The following is a 13,461-nucleotide window of genomic DNA, read 5'->3' as shown; positions in this document are numbered from 1 at the left end:
CGGTATCGTCAGGCTGTGGCGACGAACGTGGCGAGACGCACCCAGGCGCAGCGCACCGAGGCGACCACGACCGCGCTGCTGGACGCGGCACGCGCCCTGTTCGCCCGCGACGGCTACGACGCGACATCCCTTGATGCGGTCGCCGCACGCGCCGAGGTGACCAAGGGCGCGGTGTATCACCACTTCCGGGGCAAGCGGCAGTTATTCGAGGCCGTGTTCGCCCGCGAGGTGGAAAAGATGATGACGCCGCTGGCCGCTGCCTACACCCGCAAGAAGGATCCGTGGGACGCGTTCGCGGCCGCATGCCGCGCGTTTCTCGACGAATGCCTGGATCCCGAACTGCAGCGGATCATGCTGCTGGACGCCACCGCGGCGATCGGCTGGGAGCAGGTGCGGCGCCTGGAAGCCCCGCTGCTGCAGATGATGGAACGCGGCATCGGCGGGGCGATCGACGCCGGCCGGATCGCGCGACGCCCCACCGCTCCGCTGGCCCACTTCCTCTACGGCGCACTGTGCGAGACCGCGATGATCGTCGCGCGCGCCGACGACCAGAAGGCCGCCCATCGCCAGGCCCTCGCCGAGATCGGCCGCGTGCTCGACGCGCTGGCGATCTAGTGGCAGGGGAACCCGAGCAGGTGCCGTGCGTCGTGGACGAATTCGTGGATCACGGTGCCGGACCCGAACACTGACGTCGCTCCCTGATCGAGCCCGACGAAGTACAGCACCAACAGCGCGAGGAACGTCGTCCCGGTCAACCAGCCGACCGCGGCCAGGCCGGCGATATCGATCGACGTGTGCTCGGACGCGGTGATCTCAGCCATGGCCGTCACCGTTGGCCAGGACGGGTGCGGTCAGCAGCTGATGGTCGTCGATCACCTTTTCCAGCGCGGCGACCCAGTGGTCGTAGTACTCCCAGTCGCCCCGCTGGGCCTCGGGGGCGTTCTCCCACCTGCCGATCGTCTCGATGAGGCTCTGCTGAAACTCACTCCAGTCGAAGTGGCGAAACTCCGAGAGCGCCAACGCCAACCCGAACGCCCGGCGCTGCCACTCGTGATCGAACTGCGGTGCGGCCTGGTCGGTGGTGCAGGTCTCGTGCAGCATCACCCGGCCCCACCCGCCAGGCCGACGCCCATCATGGACTCCGTCGTCACCAACTGCATCAACTCCTCATCGGTGAAACTGTCAGTGCCCAGGGGGCGTTCGGGAATGACGAACCAACGCGAATGTCCGCTGCTGTCCCACACCTTGATCTTGGTGTCGGCGGGCAGGTCCACGCCGATCTCGCTGAGCACCTTGCGCGGCTCACGCGCCGCCCGCGACCGGAACACCGGGTCCTTGTACCAGTACGGCGGCAGGCCGAGCACCGGCCACGGGAAACACGAACACAGCGTGCAGATGACGAGGTTGTGCACACCGGGCGTGTTGGCGACGGCCTGCAGGTGTTCGCCCTCGGCGCCGGCCATGCCGTCGGGCAGGTCCAGTTCGGCGATCGCCGCGGGTGTGTCGACGACCACGCGGGCGGCGAAGACGGGATCCTTCCACGCCCTGACCACGATCTTGCGTCCGTTCAGCGGTGTCATCTCCGACTCGAAATAGGACAGCACCTTGTCGACAGTTTGGCCGGTGATCACCCCCTTGTCGATCAGAAGTGATTCCAGCGCAGCGACTTTGGCCGCGCTGGAGGATTCCCGGTCGTCGGGATAGTGGAACTGGCCGTTCATCGAGCTCCTTCCAGATATGCCTCGAACAGCTCGGCGTAGATCGTCAGCGGGCCGCCCTCGGCGCGTTCGCCGAACAGCTCATCGGGTTCGAAGGCGACGATGTAGATCGGCATCGGATCGCCGATCCCGTCGCCGGTGGGTACGAAATAGCCGTAGTCGCCCTCGAACACCCGCTCGATCGTGCCTTCGCGGGTCCGTAGGTAACCGGGCAGCCGGGTGTGCGCGGCCGCGGGCACGTTGGTGATCCGGACCCGGTCGCCGACGCTGAACTTCGGATGGGCGACGTCGCGGCGCGGGCTGTCGCCCTTGCGCAGGTAGTCGATCACCTGGTCGTCGATGGCCGGTTCCGGGTCCGGTGGCGGGGGCGCCTCGTGGGCAGCCAACTCCTGTTGCCGCGAACACAGTTCGTCCTCGGTGACGTAGCCCTGGTCGATGAAGAACTGCGTGATCCCGCCCAGCCACTTCTCGTAGTAGCGGAACTTGAAGTAGTCGAACGGGTTCATCGCCTCAGCGCCGGTGCGCAGGCTGGCCCAGGTCCATTCGTCCTTGAACGCGGTCGGCACCTCGTCGATCGGGTACTGGGGCAGCGCCGATCCGAGATGGTTGGACAGACCCATCATCGCGACGTGGATGCCGAAGATGCGCTTCTCCCACTCTTCGACGAACACCCGCTTCTCGAAGTTCAGCGGCTCCGGCAGACCCTCGAGCCCACCGAGATAGTGCTGCAGTTTCACGCCGGGCTGCCTTCCGCTGCGGGCTCACGGGTCAGCGCGCTGGCCACGTATTCCGACAGCAGCCCGAACGACGCGCCCAGCGCGCACGCCGTCGCGGCCACCAGCCCGGGGTGCGACAGCGACGTCACCGTGATGGTGCTGCCGGTGCCCGCCACCGTCGACACGGTGCTGGCGAACCCGACCACGACGGCCGGTGTCGCCGAGAACAGCGGCATCCGGGATGCGGCCACCATCACCGCGCTGCCCAGGCCCACGGCCAACGCCGTCGCCCACAGGCTCCCGCCCATCAACTCGGCGGCGTACAGGCTGGCCGAGGCGATCAGCACCCCGGCGAGGTTGCAGGACAGTGAGCGCACCCAGCCGGCGATCGCACCTCCGACGAAGAAGAACGACGCCCACGACAAGAAGACCACCCAGATCGGCACGGTGATGACCTCCGCGGTGACCGCCACCGCCAGTCCACCGAGGACGCCGATACTCAACGTCAATGCGGTTCGGGATTCCATGGGCAAAACTGTGATCCCGTCTCATTTCGCCTACGTGACACCCACGTTGCGATTTCGGCGCGCGGGCGCCCTCCCAGCGTCGGTAAACGCGCCGAAATCACATGAGAGAATGTCTGCGTGTTGCGATGGACCACTGCTGGTGAATCCCACGGCCGCGCGCTGGTGGCCGTCGTTGAAGGCATGGTTGCCGGGGTCGAGCTCACCACGGAGGACATCGCGGCCCAGCTGGCCCGCCGCCGGCTGGGTTACGGCCGCGGCGCCCGGATGAAGTTCGAGCAGGACCAGGTCACGATGCTGGCCGGGGTTCGGCACGGCGCCACGCTCGGCGGCCCGATCGCGATCCAGATCGGCAACACCGAGTGGCCGAAGTGGGAGACCGTGATGGCGGCCGACCCCGTCGACCCCGCCGAGCTGGAAGACTCCGCGCGCAACGCACCGCTGACCCGGCCGCGACCGGGGCACGCCGATTACGCGGGCATGCTCAAGTACGGCTTCGGCGACGCCCGCCCCGTCTTGGAACGCGCCAGCGCCCGGGAGACCGCCGCCCGCGTCGCCGCAGGCACGGTCGCCAAGAATTTCCTCAAACAGGCCCTCGGCGTCGACGTGCTTTCCCACATCATCTCCATCGGCGCGTCGGCGCCGTACGCCGGGCCGCCGCCGCAGATGTCGGATCTGGCCGCGATCGACGCCAGCCCGGTGCGCGCGTTTGCCGAGGGAGCTGAAAAAGCCATGATCGCCGAGATCGAGGCCGCCAAGAAGGACGGTGACACACTCGGCGGTGTCGTCGAGGTGGTGGCGCACGGCCTTCCGGTCGGTCTGGGCTCGTTCACCAGCGGTGACAGCCGGCTCGACAGCCAGTTGGCCGGCGCGGTGATGGGCATCCAGGCGATCAAGGGCGTGGAGATCGGCGACGGCTTCGAGACCGCGCGGCGCCGCGGCAGCGCCGCGCACGACGAGATCTATCCCGGCGCCGACGGCATCGTGCGCGCCACGAACCGGGCCGGCGGGCTGGAGGGTGGGATGACCAACGGCCAGCCGCTGCGGGTGCGCGCGGCGATGAAGCCGATCTCGACCGTGCCGCGTGCGCTGGCCACCGTCGACATGGCCACCGGCGACGAGGCCGTCGCGATCCATCAACGCTCGGACGTGTGCGCGGTGCCGGCCGCCGGGGTGGTCGTCGAGACCATGGTGGCCCTGGTGCTGGCGCGCGCGGCGCTGCAGAAGTTCGGCGGCGACTCGCTGACCGAGACGCGGGCCAACATCGACAACTACCTGCGCACGGTGCGCGAGCGCGAACCGTCCGCGCCGCCGGTGCAGGCGTCGGGCTGATGGCTCCCAAAGCGGTGTTGGTCGGCCTGCCCGGCTCGGGTAAGTCGACCATCGGGCGCCGGCTCGCCAAGGCGCTGGACCTGACGTTGCTCGACACCGACGTCGCGATCGAGGAGAAGACCGGCCGCACCATCGCCGACATCTTCGCCGCCGACGGCGAGAAGGAGTTCCGTCGCATCGAGGAAGAGGTCATCCGCGAGGCGCTGGTCTCCCACGACGGGGTGCTGTCGCTGGGCGGCGGCGCGGTCACCACCGCGGGGGTGCGCGACGCGCTGAAGGGTCACACCGTGATCTATCTGGAGATCAGCGCCGCCGAGGGGGTGCGCCGCACGGGCGGCAGCACCGTGCGGCCGCTGCTGGCCGGAGGTGACCGCAGCGAGAAGTACAAAGCGCTGATGACGCAACGTGTCCCGTTGTACCGGCGGGTGGCGACCATGCGGGTCAACACCAACCGGCGCAACGCGGGCGCGGTGGTGCGCCACATCGTGACCCGGCTGGAGAACCCCGAACCTGCAGAACCGCCGCGCAGACGGCGTCGCCCGCCGTGGCGGCGCGGACCGTCCTCGCTGACCGCCGAACCGAGCACCGCGGCGCCGCCGTCGCCCGCGACGCTCGCCGCTCGCAACCCGAAGGCCAACCGTGACTGAACCCGTGACCGTCGACGTACGCGTCGATCCGCCGTACCCGGTGATCATCGGCACCGGGCTGCTCAACGAACTCGAGCAGACGATGCAGGGCAGGCACAAGGTCGCCATCCTGCATCAGCCGGTGCTGGCGCAGACCGCAGAGGCGATCCGAAGCATGTTGGCCGACAAGGGAATCGACGCGCACCGCATCGAAATCCCCGATGCCGAAAAGGGTAAGGACCTGCCGGTCGTCGGGTTCATCTGGGAAGTGCTCGGCCGGATCGGGGTGGGCCGCAAAGACGCGATCATCAGCCTGGGCGGGGGAGCGGCCACCGACGTCGCCGGGTTCGCCGCGGCCACGTGGCTGCGCGGCATCGATATCGTGCACATCCCCACCACGCTGCTGGGCATGGTCGACGCCGCGGTCGGCGGTAAGACCGGCATCAACACCGACGCAGGCAAGAACCTGGTGGGCGCGTTCCACCAGCCCGCGGCCGTGCTCGTGGACCTGGCCACCCTGGAAACGTTGCCGCGCAACGAGTTGGTCGCGGGCATGGCCGAGATCGTCAAGGCCGGTTTCATCGCCGACCCGGTGATCCTCGACATGATCGAGGCCGATCCCGGGGCCGCGCTGGACCCCACGGGTGTGGTGCTGGCGGAACTGGTCCGGCGGGCGATCGCGGTCAAGGCCGAGGTGGTCGCCGCCGACGAGAAAGAGTCGCAACTGCGCGAGATCCTCAACTACGGACACACGTTGGCACACGCCATCGAACGCCGCGAGCGCTACCAGTGGCGCCACGGCGCCGCGGTGTCGGTGGGGCTGGTGTTCGCCGCTGAACTGGGCCGGCTCGCCGGGCGTCTGGACGACGACACCGCCGATCGGCACCGGTCGATCCTGACCGCGCTGGGGCTGCCGGTGAGCTACGACCCCGATGCGCTGCCGCAGCTGTTGGAGCACATGGCCGGCGACAAGAAGACCCGCGCGGGCGTGCTGCGGTTCGTCGTGCTCGACGGGCTGGCCAAGCCGGGTCGGCTGGAGGGCCCGGATCCGTCGCTGCTGGCCGCGGCGTACTCGGAGATCGCGGAGGGAACACACCCATGACCACCGTCCTGGTCCTCAACGGACCCAACCTCGGCCGGCTGGGCCGTCGCGAACCCGACGTCTACGGCAGCACCACCTACGAGGACCTGGTGACGCTGATCGAACGCGAGGCCGAGGAGCTAGGGCTCAAAGCCGTTGTGCGGCAGAGCGACAGCGAGGCCGAACTGCTGAGCTTCATCCACGCCGCCGCCGACGCGGGCGATCCGGTCATCCTCAACGCCGGTGCGCTCACCCACACCTCGGTGGCGCTGCGCGACGCCTGCGCCGAACTGCGTGCGCCGCTGATCGAGGTGCACATCTCCAATGTGCACAAACGCGAGGAGTTTCGGCACCACTCCTACCTCAGCGCGGTCGCGACCGGCGTGATCGTCGGCTTGGGGGTGCAGGGCTATGTGCTGGCCCTGCGGTACCTGGCCAGCCTCGGCTAGCGTCGTGCGCCCGGTTGATCAGCCGGATGTCCGCCACAAGGGTGCGATGACTTCCCACTGGACCGTGGGAGGCTACTCCTGACGCGGCTGCTCGGCGGTCTCGTCGCCGCCGCCGGGGTGGCGCACGGCCGCGAACACATCGGTGTCCGCGCGGTCGTCCTCACCGCCGTGATGCAGGTGCGGGGTCTGGTCGGCCTTGCGGTCGACGAGCCAGCGGCCCAGCGCGACGCCGGCGATGGCCATCAGGAACACCAGCAGCGCGGTGAACGCCGCGAACGTGGTGACCTCGTTGATCAGCGCCTCGACGTAGAGCCCCTGGTAGAACAGCGAGACGAACCACGCCACCAGGCCGCTCACCACGCCCGCGAACAGGCCGGCCAGCAGCCACGTCATCGCCAGGTCGCCGCGGCGGTCCGGATCCGGATTGGCTCTCGCGTCGCCGCGGCCGTCGACGAACCCCCACCCGAACACCGCGACGGCGAACAGCACGACCAGCACCACGCTGATCAGACCCGCCTGGGTTTCCCACGCGTTGATCATCGCTCCCTGCAGTAATCGCACGATCACCATCAGGGCCGCGAACACCAGTCCGCGCAGCAACCACTTACTCATGGGGCCTCACCTTAGCGAGTAGCTTCATCTGCTGTGACTATTTCACAGCGCAGGGCCCGGTTGCGCGACCGGCTCGCCGCAGCCGACCTGGACGCCATGTTGGTATCGAATCTGGTCAACGTGCGCTACCTGACCGGTTTCACCGGATCCAACGCGGCCCTTCTGGTCCGAGTCGACGGTGAGGACGCACAACCGCCGGTGCTGGCCACCGACGGGCGGTACCGCACCCAGGCTGCCCAGCAGGTGCCTGACGCCGAGATCGTCATCGAACGGGCATGTGGGCCGCACCTGGCCGGGCGCGCGGCGGCCGACGGCGTGCGCCGGCTGGGCTTCGAGAGCCACGTGGTGACCGTGGACGGATATGCCGCGCTGGCCAAGGCGGCAGGCGACGTCGAGCTGGTGGCGGCCGCGGGGACGGTGGAGGCGCTGCGCGAGGTCAAGGACGCCGGTGAGGTCGCGTTGTTGCGGCTGGCATGTGAGGCCGCCGATGCCGCGCTGGCCGACCTCGTCGAGCGCGGCGGGCTGCGCCCGGGGCGCACCGAGAAGGAGGTGTGCCGCGAGTTGGAATCGCTGATGCTCGACCACGGCGCCGACGGCCCGTCGTTCGAGACCATCGTGGCCGCGGGGCCGAACTCGGCGATCCCGCACCACCGGCCCACCGACGCGGTGCTGGCCGCCGGTGACTTCGTCAAGATCGACTTCGGCGCCCTGGTCAGCGGTTACCACTCCGATATGACGCGGACCTTTGTGTTGTCCCCGGCCGCGCAGTGGCAGCACGACGTCTACGACCTGGTCGCCACGGCGCAGCGGGCCGGGCGCAAGGCCCTTGTCCCCGGCGTGCCGCTGCGCGACGTCGACGCCGCGTCGCGGGACGTCATCGCCGAGGCCGGCTACGCGGACAACTTCAATCACGGGCTCGGCCACGGCGTCGGGCTGCAGATCCACGAAGCGCCGGGAATCGGTGCCGCCTCCGCCGGTACACTCCTTGCTGGTTCCGCGGTGACCGTGGAGCCCGGTGTCTATCTGCCCGACCGTGGCGGCGTCCGCATCGAGGACACGCTGGTCGTTGGCGAATCGGGCACACCCGACTTGCTCACCCGGTTCCCCAAGGAACTGGCCATCCTCTGACAGGAGAACAACCGAACGTGGCAACGACCGCCGACTTCAAGAACGGCCTCGTCCTGGTGATCGACGGCCAACTGTGGCAGATCATCGAGTTCCAGCACGTCAAGCCCGGCAAGGGACCCGCGTTCGTGCGGACCAAGCTGAAGAACGTGCTGTCCGGCAAGACCGTCGACAAGACCTACAACGCCGGGGTCAAGGTGGAGACCGCGACCGTCGACCGCCGCGACGCCACCTACCTGTACCGCGACGGCAGCGACTTCGTGTTCATGGACTCCCAGGACTACGAGCAGCATCCGCTGCCCGAGGCGATGGTCGGGGACGCCGCCAAGTTCCTGCTGGAGAGCATGCCGGTGCAGATCGCCTTCCACGACGGCTCGCCGCTGTACCTGGAGCTGCCGGTCACCGTGGAACTCGAGGTCACCCACACCGAGCCGGGTCTACAGGGCGACCGCTCCAGCGCGGGCACCAAACCGGCCACCGTCGAGACCGGTGCCGAGATCCAGGTGCCGTTGTTCATCAACACCGGCGACAAGCTCAAGGTCGACTCCCGCGACGGCAGCTACCTAGGAAGGGTGAATGCCTGATCCTCGGCCAGACTCAAGCCGAATTGGTCGGCCCGACCGTGGCTCGATTGGTCGGCCCGCCGACCGTGGCCGTCATCAGGCCCGCAAACGCGCCGTCGATCTGCTGTTCGAGGCCGAAGCCCGAAATATCACCCCGGCTGAGGCCGCCGATGCGCGCACGGCGTTGGCCGACAAGCAATCCGATGTGGCACCGCTCAACGCGTACACGGTGAAGGTGGCGCGCGGGGTCACCGAACATGCCGCGCACATCGACGACCTGATCTCGGCGCACCTGCAGGGCTGGACCCTGGACCGGCTGCCCGCCGTCGACCGCGCGATCCTTCGGGTGGCGGTGTGGGAACTGCTGCACGCCGACGACGTGCCCGAACCGGTGGCCGTCGACGAAGCCGTCGAACTCGCCAAGCACTTATCTACCGATGACTCACCGGGTTTCGTCAACGGCGTGCTCGGTCAGGTGATGCTGGTGACACCCCAGATCCGGGCCGCCGCACAAGCCGTGCGGGGCGGCGGCGACGCGGAATAGCCGGCCGCAGACCAGTTCTCATGCTCGCCGCGGCAGCTGGCCGACCGCCACGCCGACGTGCGCGCCTACGCACGCCGGGCATTGACCTAGTGGCCGTGCCCGTGGCCGGCCTGTGGCTCGGGCACAGGAAGATTCACGGTGGTGGTGGCCGCGGGAGCCGCCGCGGGGGATCGGGGCGAATAGCTGATGCCGTTGGGTTCGTGGCCCACCGGGATCGTCGCCGACACCGACATCTCATCAAGGTCGATCACCGACACCGTGTCCTCGAAGGTGTTGGTCACCCACGCCCGGGACGCCGGGTCGCCGATGACCACACCGTGCGGCCCGGCCCCGGCCTTGACGACCGCCCGCGGCGTCATCGTCTGGGTGTCGATCACCGAAACGGTGTGGCCGGGCGTCTCTGCGGTGCCCTGGTTGGCGCTGAGCACAACGTCTTCCCCGGAAGTCAGGTACAGCTGCACCGGCGGGGTGGGTACCTCGGTGCTGCTTACGACCTTTCGCTTGTTCAGATCGACCTTGACGACTTTCGGCGGGTCGCTGACGCCGCTGTAGGCGAAGCGGCCGTCGGCGGTGACCGCGACCTGCGCCGGCCCGGCACCTACCGGCACGGAACCGACGGGTGAGTTGGTGTTCGGATCGATCAGATCGAGCTGGCCCGCCATGGTGTTGGCCACCACGATCACCGAACCGCCGGCCGCTGCTCGGATGCCGTGCGGCATGCCCCCGAGGTCGATGCTGGTGACGGGCGTCAACGCCGCACTCCGATAGACCGACACCGTGCCGTCCCCGGCGTTGGTCACGTACACGTTGCCGTTCGGTGCCTCGATCACGTGTGCCGGAGCCGACCCGGTCGGGGCGAAGGTGCTGACCGCATACGTCGCCGCGTCGACGGCGACCACCGTGTTGGTGGTGCCGCTCACCGCGTAGGCGATGTCCCCGCCGGCCCCGAGTTGGACGTTATGGGGCGCTTTGATGCCCTCGATCGTCATCACCACCGCGTCGGTGGTCGCGTCGACGACCGTCAGGCTGTCGGCGCCTTCGTTGGCCACCCACACCGAACCCGACACCGGGGTCGGCGCTTCAGACTGCTCGCGGCGATCGGCGGTTTCCGCCGAACACGCCGTGACCGGTCCTGCAACCAGGACGGCAACCGACAACATGGCGAGATGCAACCGCACGGACGATCATCTCCTTCGGCTCACGCCCAGCATGGCCCGGCGCGCGACGGCGCGCCAGGGCCGGGCGCCCCGGCCGAAGAGGACCAATGTCCCTACCGGACCCATCGGCCATTGCGTTATCTGATCTTGTGATGCGAGTTCCCGGCACCGCGACGGGTGTCGTCATCGGGGTGGTCGCCGTCGTGCTCGCCGTTGCGCTGGCCGGCAGCGGACACCAGACCACCGCCGCCGCCCCGGCGGTCTCCGGTGAGGCGCTCACCGTGGACGTCGAACTCGACGCGATGCGGGTGCGGCCCGACGTCGTCGAGGTACCCGAGGGCACCCGGCTGGTGCTGCGGGTGACCAACCGCGAGGCGATGCCGCACGATCTGCAGCTCGACAGCGGGGAGCGCACCCCCCGCCTACGCCGCGGGCAGACCGCGCTGCTCGACGTCGGTGCGGTGCACAACGATCGGGAAGCGTGGTGCGCGGTGGCCGGCCATCGCGCGGCCGGGATGACGATGTCGATCCGCGTCTTGGGGGCACACCAGCATCCGACGGTGGCCGACGACGCCACCACCGCACCGGCCGCCCTCGATCTGGCGGCCGATCCACCGCCGGGCTGGGCGGCGCGCGACGCGGTATTGGCGCCCGTGACGGGTGACGGTGTGCACCGAATCGAACTGCGCGCCGTCGACCGGGAGGTGGAGGTGGCGCCCGGCCGACGGGAACAGCGATGGACGTTCGGCTCGACCGTGCCCGGGCCGACCCTGCGCGGCCGAATTGGCGACCGGTTCGAGATTACGTTGATCAACGACACGCAGATGGGGCACGGCATCGACTTTCACGCCGGCGCGTTGGCGCCGGACGGGCCGATGCGCACCATCGGACCCGGCGAGCGGCTCGTCTACCGGTTCACCGCGCACCGCGCGGGCGCCTGGCTGTACCACTGCAGCACGATGCCCATGACGCAGCACATCGCCAACGGCATGTACGGCGCGGTGATCATCGACCCGCCAGGGCTGCCCGCGGTGGACCGCGAGTACGCGCTCGTCAGCGCGGAGTTGTACCTGGGCGAGCCGGGCGGACAAGAGCAGTCCGACAAGATCCGCGCCGGGCAACCGGACGGCTGGATGTTCAACGGCATGGCCGCCCAGTACGACCACGCGCCGCTGCACGCGCACACGGGGGAGCGGGTGCGGATCTGGGTGGTCAACGCCGGCCCGGGCGGCAGCACCGCCTTCCACATCGTCGGCGGCCAGTTCGACACCGTCTACCGCGAAGGTGCCTGGGTGCTTCGCCCCGATGCGTCCTCCGGCGGTGCCCAAGTGCTGGATCTGGGCCCCGCACAAGGCGGTTTCGTCGAGTTGAGCTTCCCGGAGGCCGGCAACTACCCGTTCGTCGACCACGACATGCGGCACGCCGAGAACGGTGCACACGGCGTCATTGCGGTTACGGACCGGCCATGATCGACATCTGGACCGTGGTGCGGTTTCTGCACGTTCTGGGGGCCATCGTCTGGGTGGGCGGACAGCTGACGGTCACCCTGATCGTGCTACCGCCCGCGACCCGACTGCTCGGCGTGGCCGACCGGGCCCAGGTCCTGCGTAACGTCGGCAGGCGGTTCGCGGTCGTCACCTTCGCGGTGTTCCTGCCGGTGCAGATCACCACCGGAATCCTGTTGGCCGTCCGGCACGGCGTCACTTGGGCGTCGCTGCTCGAACCCGGTTACGGCCGCGTCCTCGTGGCGAAGCTGCTGCTGTTCGCTGTGGTGATGGTCGCGGCCAGCCTGCACGGTCTCGCGCAGGCCCGCCGGCAGCCCAGCGCCGCCAGAACCGCCTCGATCGCGTCGCTGGTCGGCTCACTGGGGGTCGTGTTGCTCGCCACCGCGCTGGTGGAAGGCCATTAGGCTCGGGCCGGGTATGTCGAAACGCAGCACGGCACCAACACAACCCGAGTCGGGTGCGCACCGGGCCGTACGGACCCTGCACCCCGGGTATTTCGCGCTGGTCATGGCCACCGGCATCGTCTCGATCGCCATGCAGTACCGCGGCGCGCACAGCGTCTCGGTCGCCCTGCTGTGGCTGACCTGCACGGCCTACGTTGTCCTCGTCGCGTTGAGCGTGGCGCGGATCTTCGCCTTTCGCGCGGAGTTTGTCGCCGACCTCGCCCATCCGCTGCGCGGCTTCGGGATGTTCACGTTCGTCGCGGCCACCAACGTGCTCGGCACCCGGCTGGCCCTCGACGCCCACTACCGGGCGGCGTTGACGTTGTTCGTCGTTGCGGTGGCGGCCTGGGTGATCCTCGGCTACGTCGTGCCGTGGACCGCGGTCCTCGGGCACCGGTCGCGCCCAACCCTGCACATCGCGAACGGCGCATGGTTCATCTGGGTGGTCGCCAGCCAGTCCGTCGCGGTGCTGGCGGCTGTGCTGCAACCTGAACTCGGTTCCGGCCGAAGGGAATTGGCGTTGATCGCGGTCTTCTCGTGGTCGGTGGGGGTGTTCTTGTACGCGGTGGTCGCCGTCCTCGTCATCGTCCGGATGCTGCTGTACCCGTTCGAGCCCGACGACCTGACCCCGCCGTACTGGGTCGCGATGGGGGCCACCGCGATCACCGTGCTCGCCGGCGCCAGGATCGTCGAGATGGCCGATGCCCCAATGGTTGCGGTCACCCGTGGTCTCATCGCCGGCGCATCGGTGACCTTCTGGGCGTTCGGCAGCTGGCTGATCCCGCCGCTGATCGCCGGCGGCATCTGGCGTCACGTCGTCCACAAGATTCCGTTGCGCTACGACGCGACGCTGTGGAGCATCGTGTTCCCGCTCGGCATGTACGGCGTGGGCGCGCTGTACCTCGGGCAAGCCGATCATCTGCCCCTCGTGCGCGCGATCGGCGATGTCGAGATCTGGATCGCCCTGGCGGCATGGGGTTGCACCTTCTTCGCGATGGGGTACCACCTGCTGACCACTGTGCGGCCACGTGCGATACGCGAATAGGAAGGGGATCTTGATGATTCC

At 68.9% G+C, this 13,461-nt stretch carries 17 protein-coding genes and 1 pseudogene; 11 read left to right on the top strand and 7 right to left on the bottom strand.

What is annotated here, in order from left to right:
- The first annotated feature begins 15 nt into the window (after nt 1–15).
- Nucleotides 16–615, top strand: coding sequence for a TetR/AcrR family transcriptional regulator (locus tag K3U96_RS14795; RefSeq protein ID WP_220690201.1), 600 nt, complete (start codon nt 16–18; stop codon nt 613–615).
- On the opposite strand, the gene K3U96_RS14790 is transcribed toward K3U96_RS14795, so the two are convergent.
- Genes K3U96_RS14790 through K3U96_RS14770 form a run of 5 tightly spaced genes read right to left on the bottom strand, consistent with a single transcriptional unit; the run spans nt 612 to nt 2,961 of the window.
- Nucleotides 612–821, bottom strand: a complete 210-nt coding sequence (locus tag K3U96_RS14790; RefSeq protein WP_220690200.1) for a CbtB domain-containing protein — start codon at nt 819–821, stop codon at nt 612–614. The genes K3U96_RS14795 and K3U96_RS14790 overlap by 4 nt on opposite strands.
- Nucleotides 814–1,104, bottom strand: coding sequence for a nitrile hydratase accessory protein (locus K3U96_RS14785; protein ID WP_220690199.1), 291 nt, complete (start codon nt 1,102–1,104; stop codon nt 814–816). The genes K3U96_RS14790 and K3U96_RS14785 overlap by 8 nt, the downstream gene beginning before the upstream one ends.
- Complete coding sequence (gene nthA / locus K3U96_RS14780) at nt 1,101–1,721, bottom strand: nitrile hydratase subunit alpha (protein ID WP_220690198.1); 621 nt, start codon at nt 1,719–1,721, stop codon at nt 1,101–1,103. Before nthA ends, K3U96_RS14785 begins: the two co-directional genes overlap by 4 nt.
- A complete protein-coding gene (nthB, locus tag K3U96_RS14775) occupies nt 1,718–2,455 on the bottom strand; it encodes a nitrile hydratase subunit beta (RefSeq protein WP_220690197.1) in 738 nt (245 codons plus the stop codon). The genes nthA and nthB overlap by 4 nt, the downstream gene beginning before the upstream one ends.
- Complete coding sequence (locus K3U96_RS14770) at nt 2,452–2,961, bottom strand: DUF1097 domain-containing protein (protein ID WP_220690196.1); 510 nt, start codon at nt 2,959–2,961, stop codon at nt 2,452–2,454. The genes nthB and K3U96_RS14770 overlap by 4 nt, the downstream gene beginning before the upstream one ends.
- A 117-nt stretch (nt 2,962–3,078) precedes the next feature.
- Here K3U96_RS14770 and aroC point away from each other — a divergent pair, with 117 nt between their 5' ends.
- Genes aroC through aroQ form a run of 4 tightly spaced genes read left to right on the top strand, consistent with a single transcriptional unit; the run spans nt 3,079 to nt 6,446 of the window.
- Nucleotides 3,079–4,290: a chorismate synthase gene (gene aroC, locus K3U96_RS14765; RefSeq protein ID WP_220690195.1), complete on the top strand. Its 1,212-nt coding sequence runs from the start codon at nt 3,079–3,081 to the stop codon at nt 4,288–4,290.
- Complete coding sequence (locus K3U96_RS14760) at nt 4,290–4,937, top strand: shikimate kinase (protein WP_220690194.1); 648 nt, start codon at nt 4,290–4,292, stop codon at nt 4,935–4,937. Before aroC ends, K3U96_RS14760 begins: the two co-directional genes overlap by 1 nt.
- Complete coding sequence (aroB, locus tag K3U96_RS14755; RefSeq protein WP_220690193.1) at nt 4,930–6,018, top strand: 3-dehydroquinate synthase; 1,089 nt, start codon at nt 4,930–4,932, stop codon at nt 6,016–6,018. The genes K3U96_RS14760 and aroB overlap by 8 nt, the downstream gene beginning before the upstream one ends.
- Nucleotides 6,015–6,446 (top strand): type II 3-dehydroquinate dehydratase, encoded by a 432-nt coding sequence (aroQ, locus tag K3U96_RS14750; protein ID WP_069405354.1) that lies wholly within the window; start codon nt 6,015–6,017, stop codon nt 6,444–6,446. Before aroB ends, aroQ begins: the two co-directional genes overlap by 4 nt.
- Nucleotides 6,447–6,518: 72 nt before the next feature.
- Here aroQ and K3U96_RS14745 read toward each other — a convergent pair whose 3' ends face one another.
- Nucleotides 6,519–7,058 carry a B-4DMT family transporter gene (locus K3U96_RS14745; RefSeq protein ID WP_220690192.1) on the bottom strand — a complete coding sequence of 180 codons (540 nt, stop codon included), beginning with the start codon at nt 7,056–7,058 and terminating at the stop codon, nt 6,519–6,521.
- Between the two features lie 33 nt (nt 7,059–7,091).
- On the opposite strand from K3U96_RS14745, the gene K3U96_RS14740 reads away from it, so the two are divergent.
- From K3U96_RS14740 to nusB, 3 genes are read left to right on the top strand one after another with little or no spacing between them, the layout of a single operon-like run.
- Nucleotides 7,092–8,186, top strand: coding sequence for a M24 family metallopeptidase (locus tag K3U96_RS14740; RefSeq protein ID WP_069405356.1), 1,095 nt, complete (start codon nt 7,092–7,094; stop codon nt 8,184–8,186).
- A 17-nt stretch (nt 8,187–8,203) separates the two neighbouring features.
- A complete protein-coding gene (efp, locus tag K3U96_RS14735; protein WP_069405357.1) occupies nt 8,204–8,767 on the top strand; it encodes an elongation factor P in 564 nt (187 codons plus the stop codon).
- Nucleotides 8,760–9,290 carry a transcription antitermination factor NusB gene (nusB, locus tag K3U96_RS14730; RefSeq protein ID WP_230982152.1) on the top strand — a complete coding sequence of 177 codons (531 nt, stop codon included), beginning with the start codon at nt 8,760–8,762 and terminating at the stop codon, nt 9,288–9,290. Before efp ends, nusB begins: the two co-directional genes overlap by 8 nt.
- A gap of 86 nt (nt 9,291–9,376) precedes the next feature.
- Here nusB and K3U96_RS14725 read toward each other — a convergent pair whose 3' ends face one another.
- Nucleotides 9,377–10,468 (bottom strand): YVTN family beta-propeller repeat protein, encoded by a 1,092-nt coding sequence (locus K3U96_RS14725; protein ID WP_230982151.1) that lies wholly within the window; start codon nt 10,466–10,468, stop codon nt 9,377–9,379.
- Between the two features lie 362 nt (nt 10,469–10,830).
- Here K3U96_RS14725 and K3U96_RS14720 point away from each other — a divergent pair.
- The 3 genes and pseudogenes from K3U96_RS14720 to K3U96_RS14710 all read left to right on the top strand — a co-directional run.
- Nucleotides 10,831–11,916 (top strand): annotated as a pseudogene (locus tag K3U96_RS14720) (multicopper oxidase domain-containing protein); the annotation flags it as partial.
- Complete coding sequence (locus tag K3U96_RS14715) at nt 11,913–12,356, top strand: hypothetical protein (RefSeq protein WP_069405360.1); 444 nt, start codon at nt 11,913–11,915, stop codon at nt 12,354–12,356. The pseudogene K3U96_RS14720 and the gene K3U96_RS14715, both read left to right, overlap by 4 nt.
- Before the next feature lie 13 nt (nt 12,357–12,369).
- Nucleotides 12,370–13,440 carry a tellurite resistance/C4-dicarboxylate transporter family protein gene (locus K3U96_RS14710; RefSeq protein ID WP_220690190.1) on the top strand — a complete coding sequence of 357 codons (1,071 nt, stop codon included), beginning with the start codon at nt 12,370–12,372 and terminating at the stop codon, nt 13,438–13,440.
- Nucleotides 13,441–13,461: the final 21 nt, after the last annotated feature.

Origin of the sequence: Mycolicibacterium holsaticum DSM 44478 = JCM 12374, assembly GCF_019645835.1 — a bacterium.
Classification (GTDB): Bacteria; Actinomycetota; Actinomycetes; order Mycobacteriales; family Mycobacteriaceae; genus Mycobacterium; species Mycobacterium holsaticum.
The sequence above is the reverse complement of the archived record's forward strand: the minus strand, read 5'-3'. Positions and strand labels throughout refer to the sequence as shown.

Excerpts from the sequence above, each read along its gene's own strand:
- K3U96_RS14790 (WP_220690200.1), bottom strand. The coding sequence starts at position 821 with ATGGCTGAGATCACCGCGTCCGAGCACACGTCGATCGATATCGCCGGC.
- nthA (WP_220690198.1), bottom strand. The coding sequence starts at position 1,721 with ATGAACGGCCAGTTCCACTATCCCGACGACCGGGAATCCTCCAGCGCG.
- K3U96_RS14770 (WP_220690196.1), bottom strand. The coding sequence starts at position 2,961 with ATGGAATCCCGAACCGCATTGACGTTGAGTATCGGCGTCCTCGGTGGA.
- K3U96_RS14760 (WP_220690194.1), top strand. The coding sequence starts at position 4,290 with ATGGCTCCCAAAGCGGTGTTGGTCGGCCTGCCCGGCTCGGGTAAGTCG.
- aroQ (WP_069405354.1), top strand. The coding sequence starts at position 6,015 with ATGACCACCGTCCTGGTCCTCAACGGACCCAACCTCGGCCGGCTGGGC.
- K3U96_RS14745 (WP_220690192.1), bottom strand. The coding sequence starts at position 7,058 with ATGAGTAAGTGGTTGCTGCGCGGACTGGTGTTCGCGGCCCTGATGGTG.
- nusB (WP_230982152.1), top strand. The coding sequence starts at position 8,760 with ATGCCTGATCCTCGGCCAGACTCAAGCCGAATTGGTCGGCCCGACCGT.
- K3U96_RS14715 (WP_069405360.1), top strand. The coding sequence starts at position 11,913 with ATGATCGACATCTGGACCGTGGTGCGGTTTCTGCACGTTCTGGGGGCC.
- K3U96_RS14710 (WP_220690190.1), top strand. The coding sequence starts at position 12,370 with ATGTCGAAACGCAGCACGGCACCAACACAACCCGAGTCGGGTGCGCAC.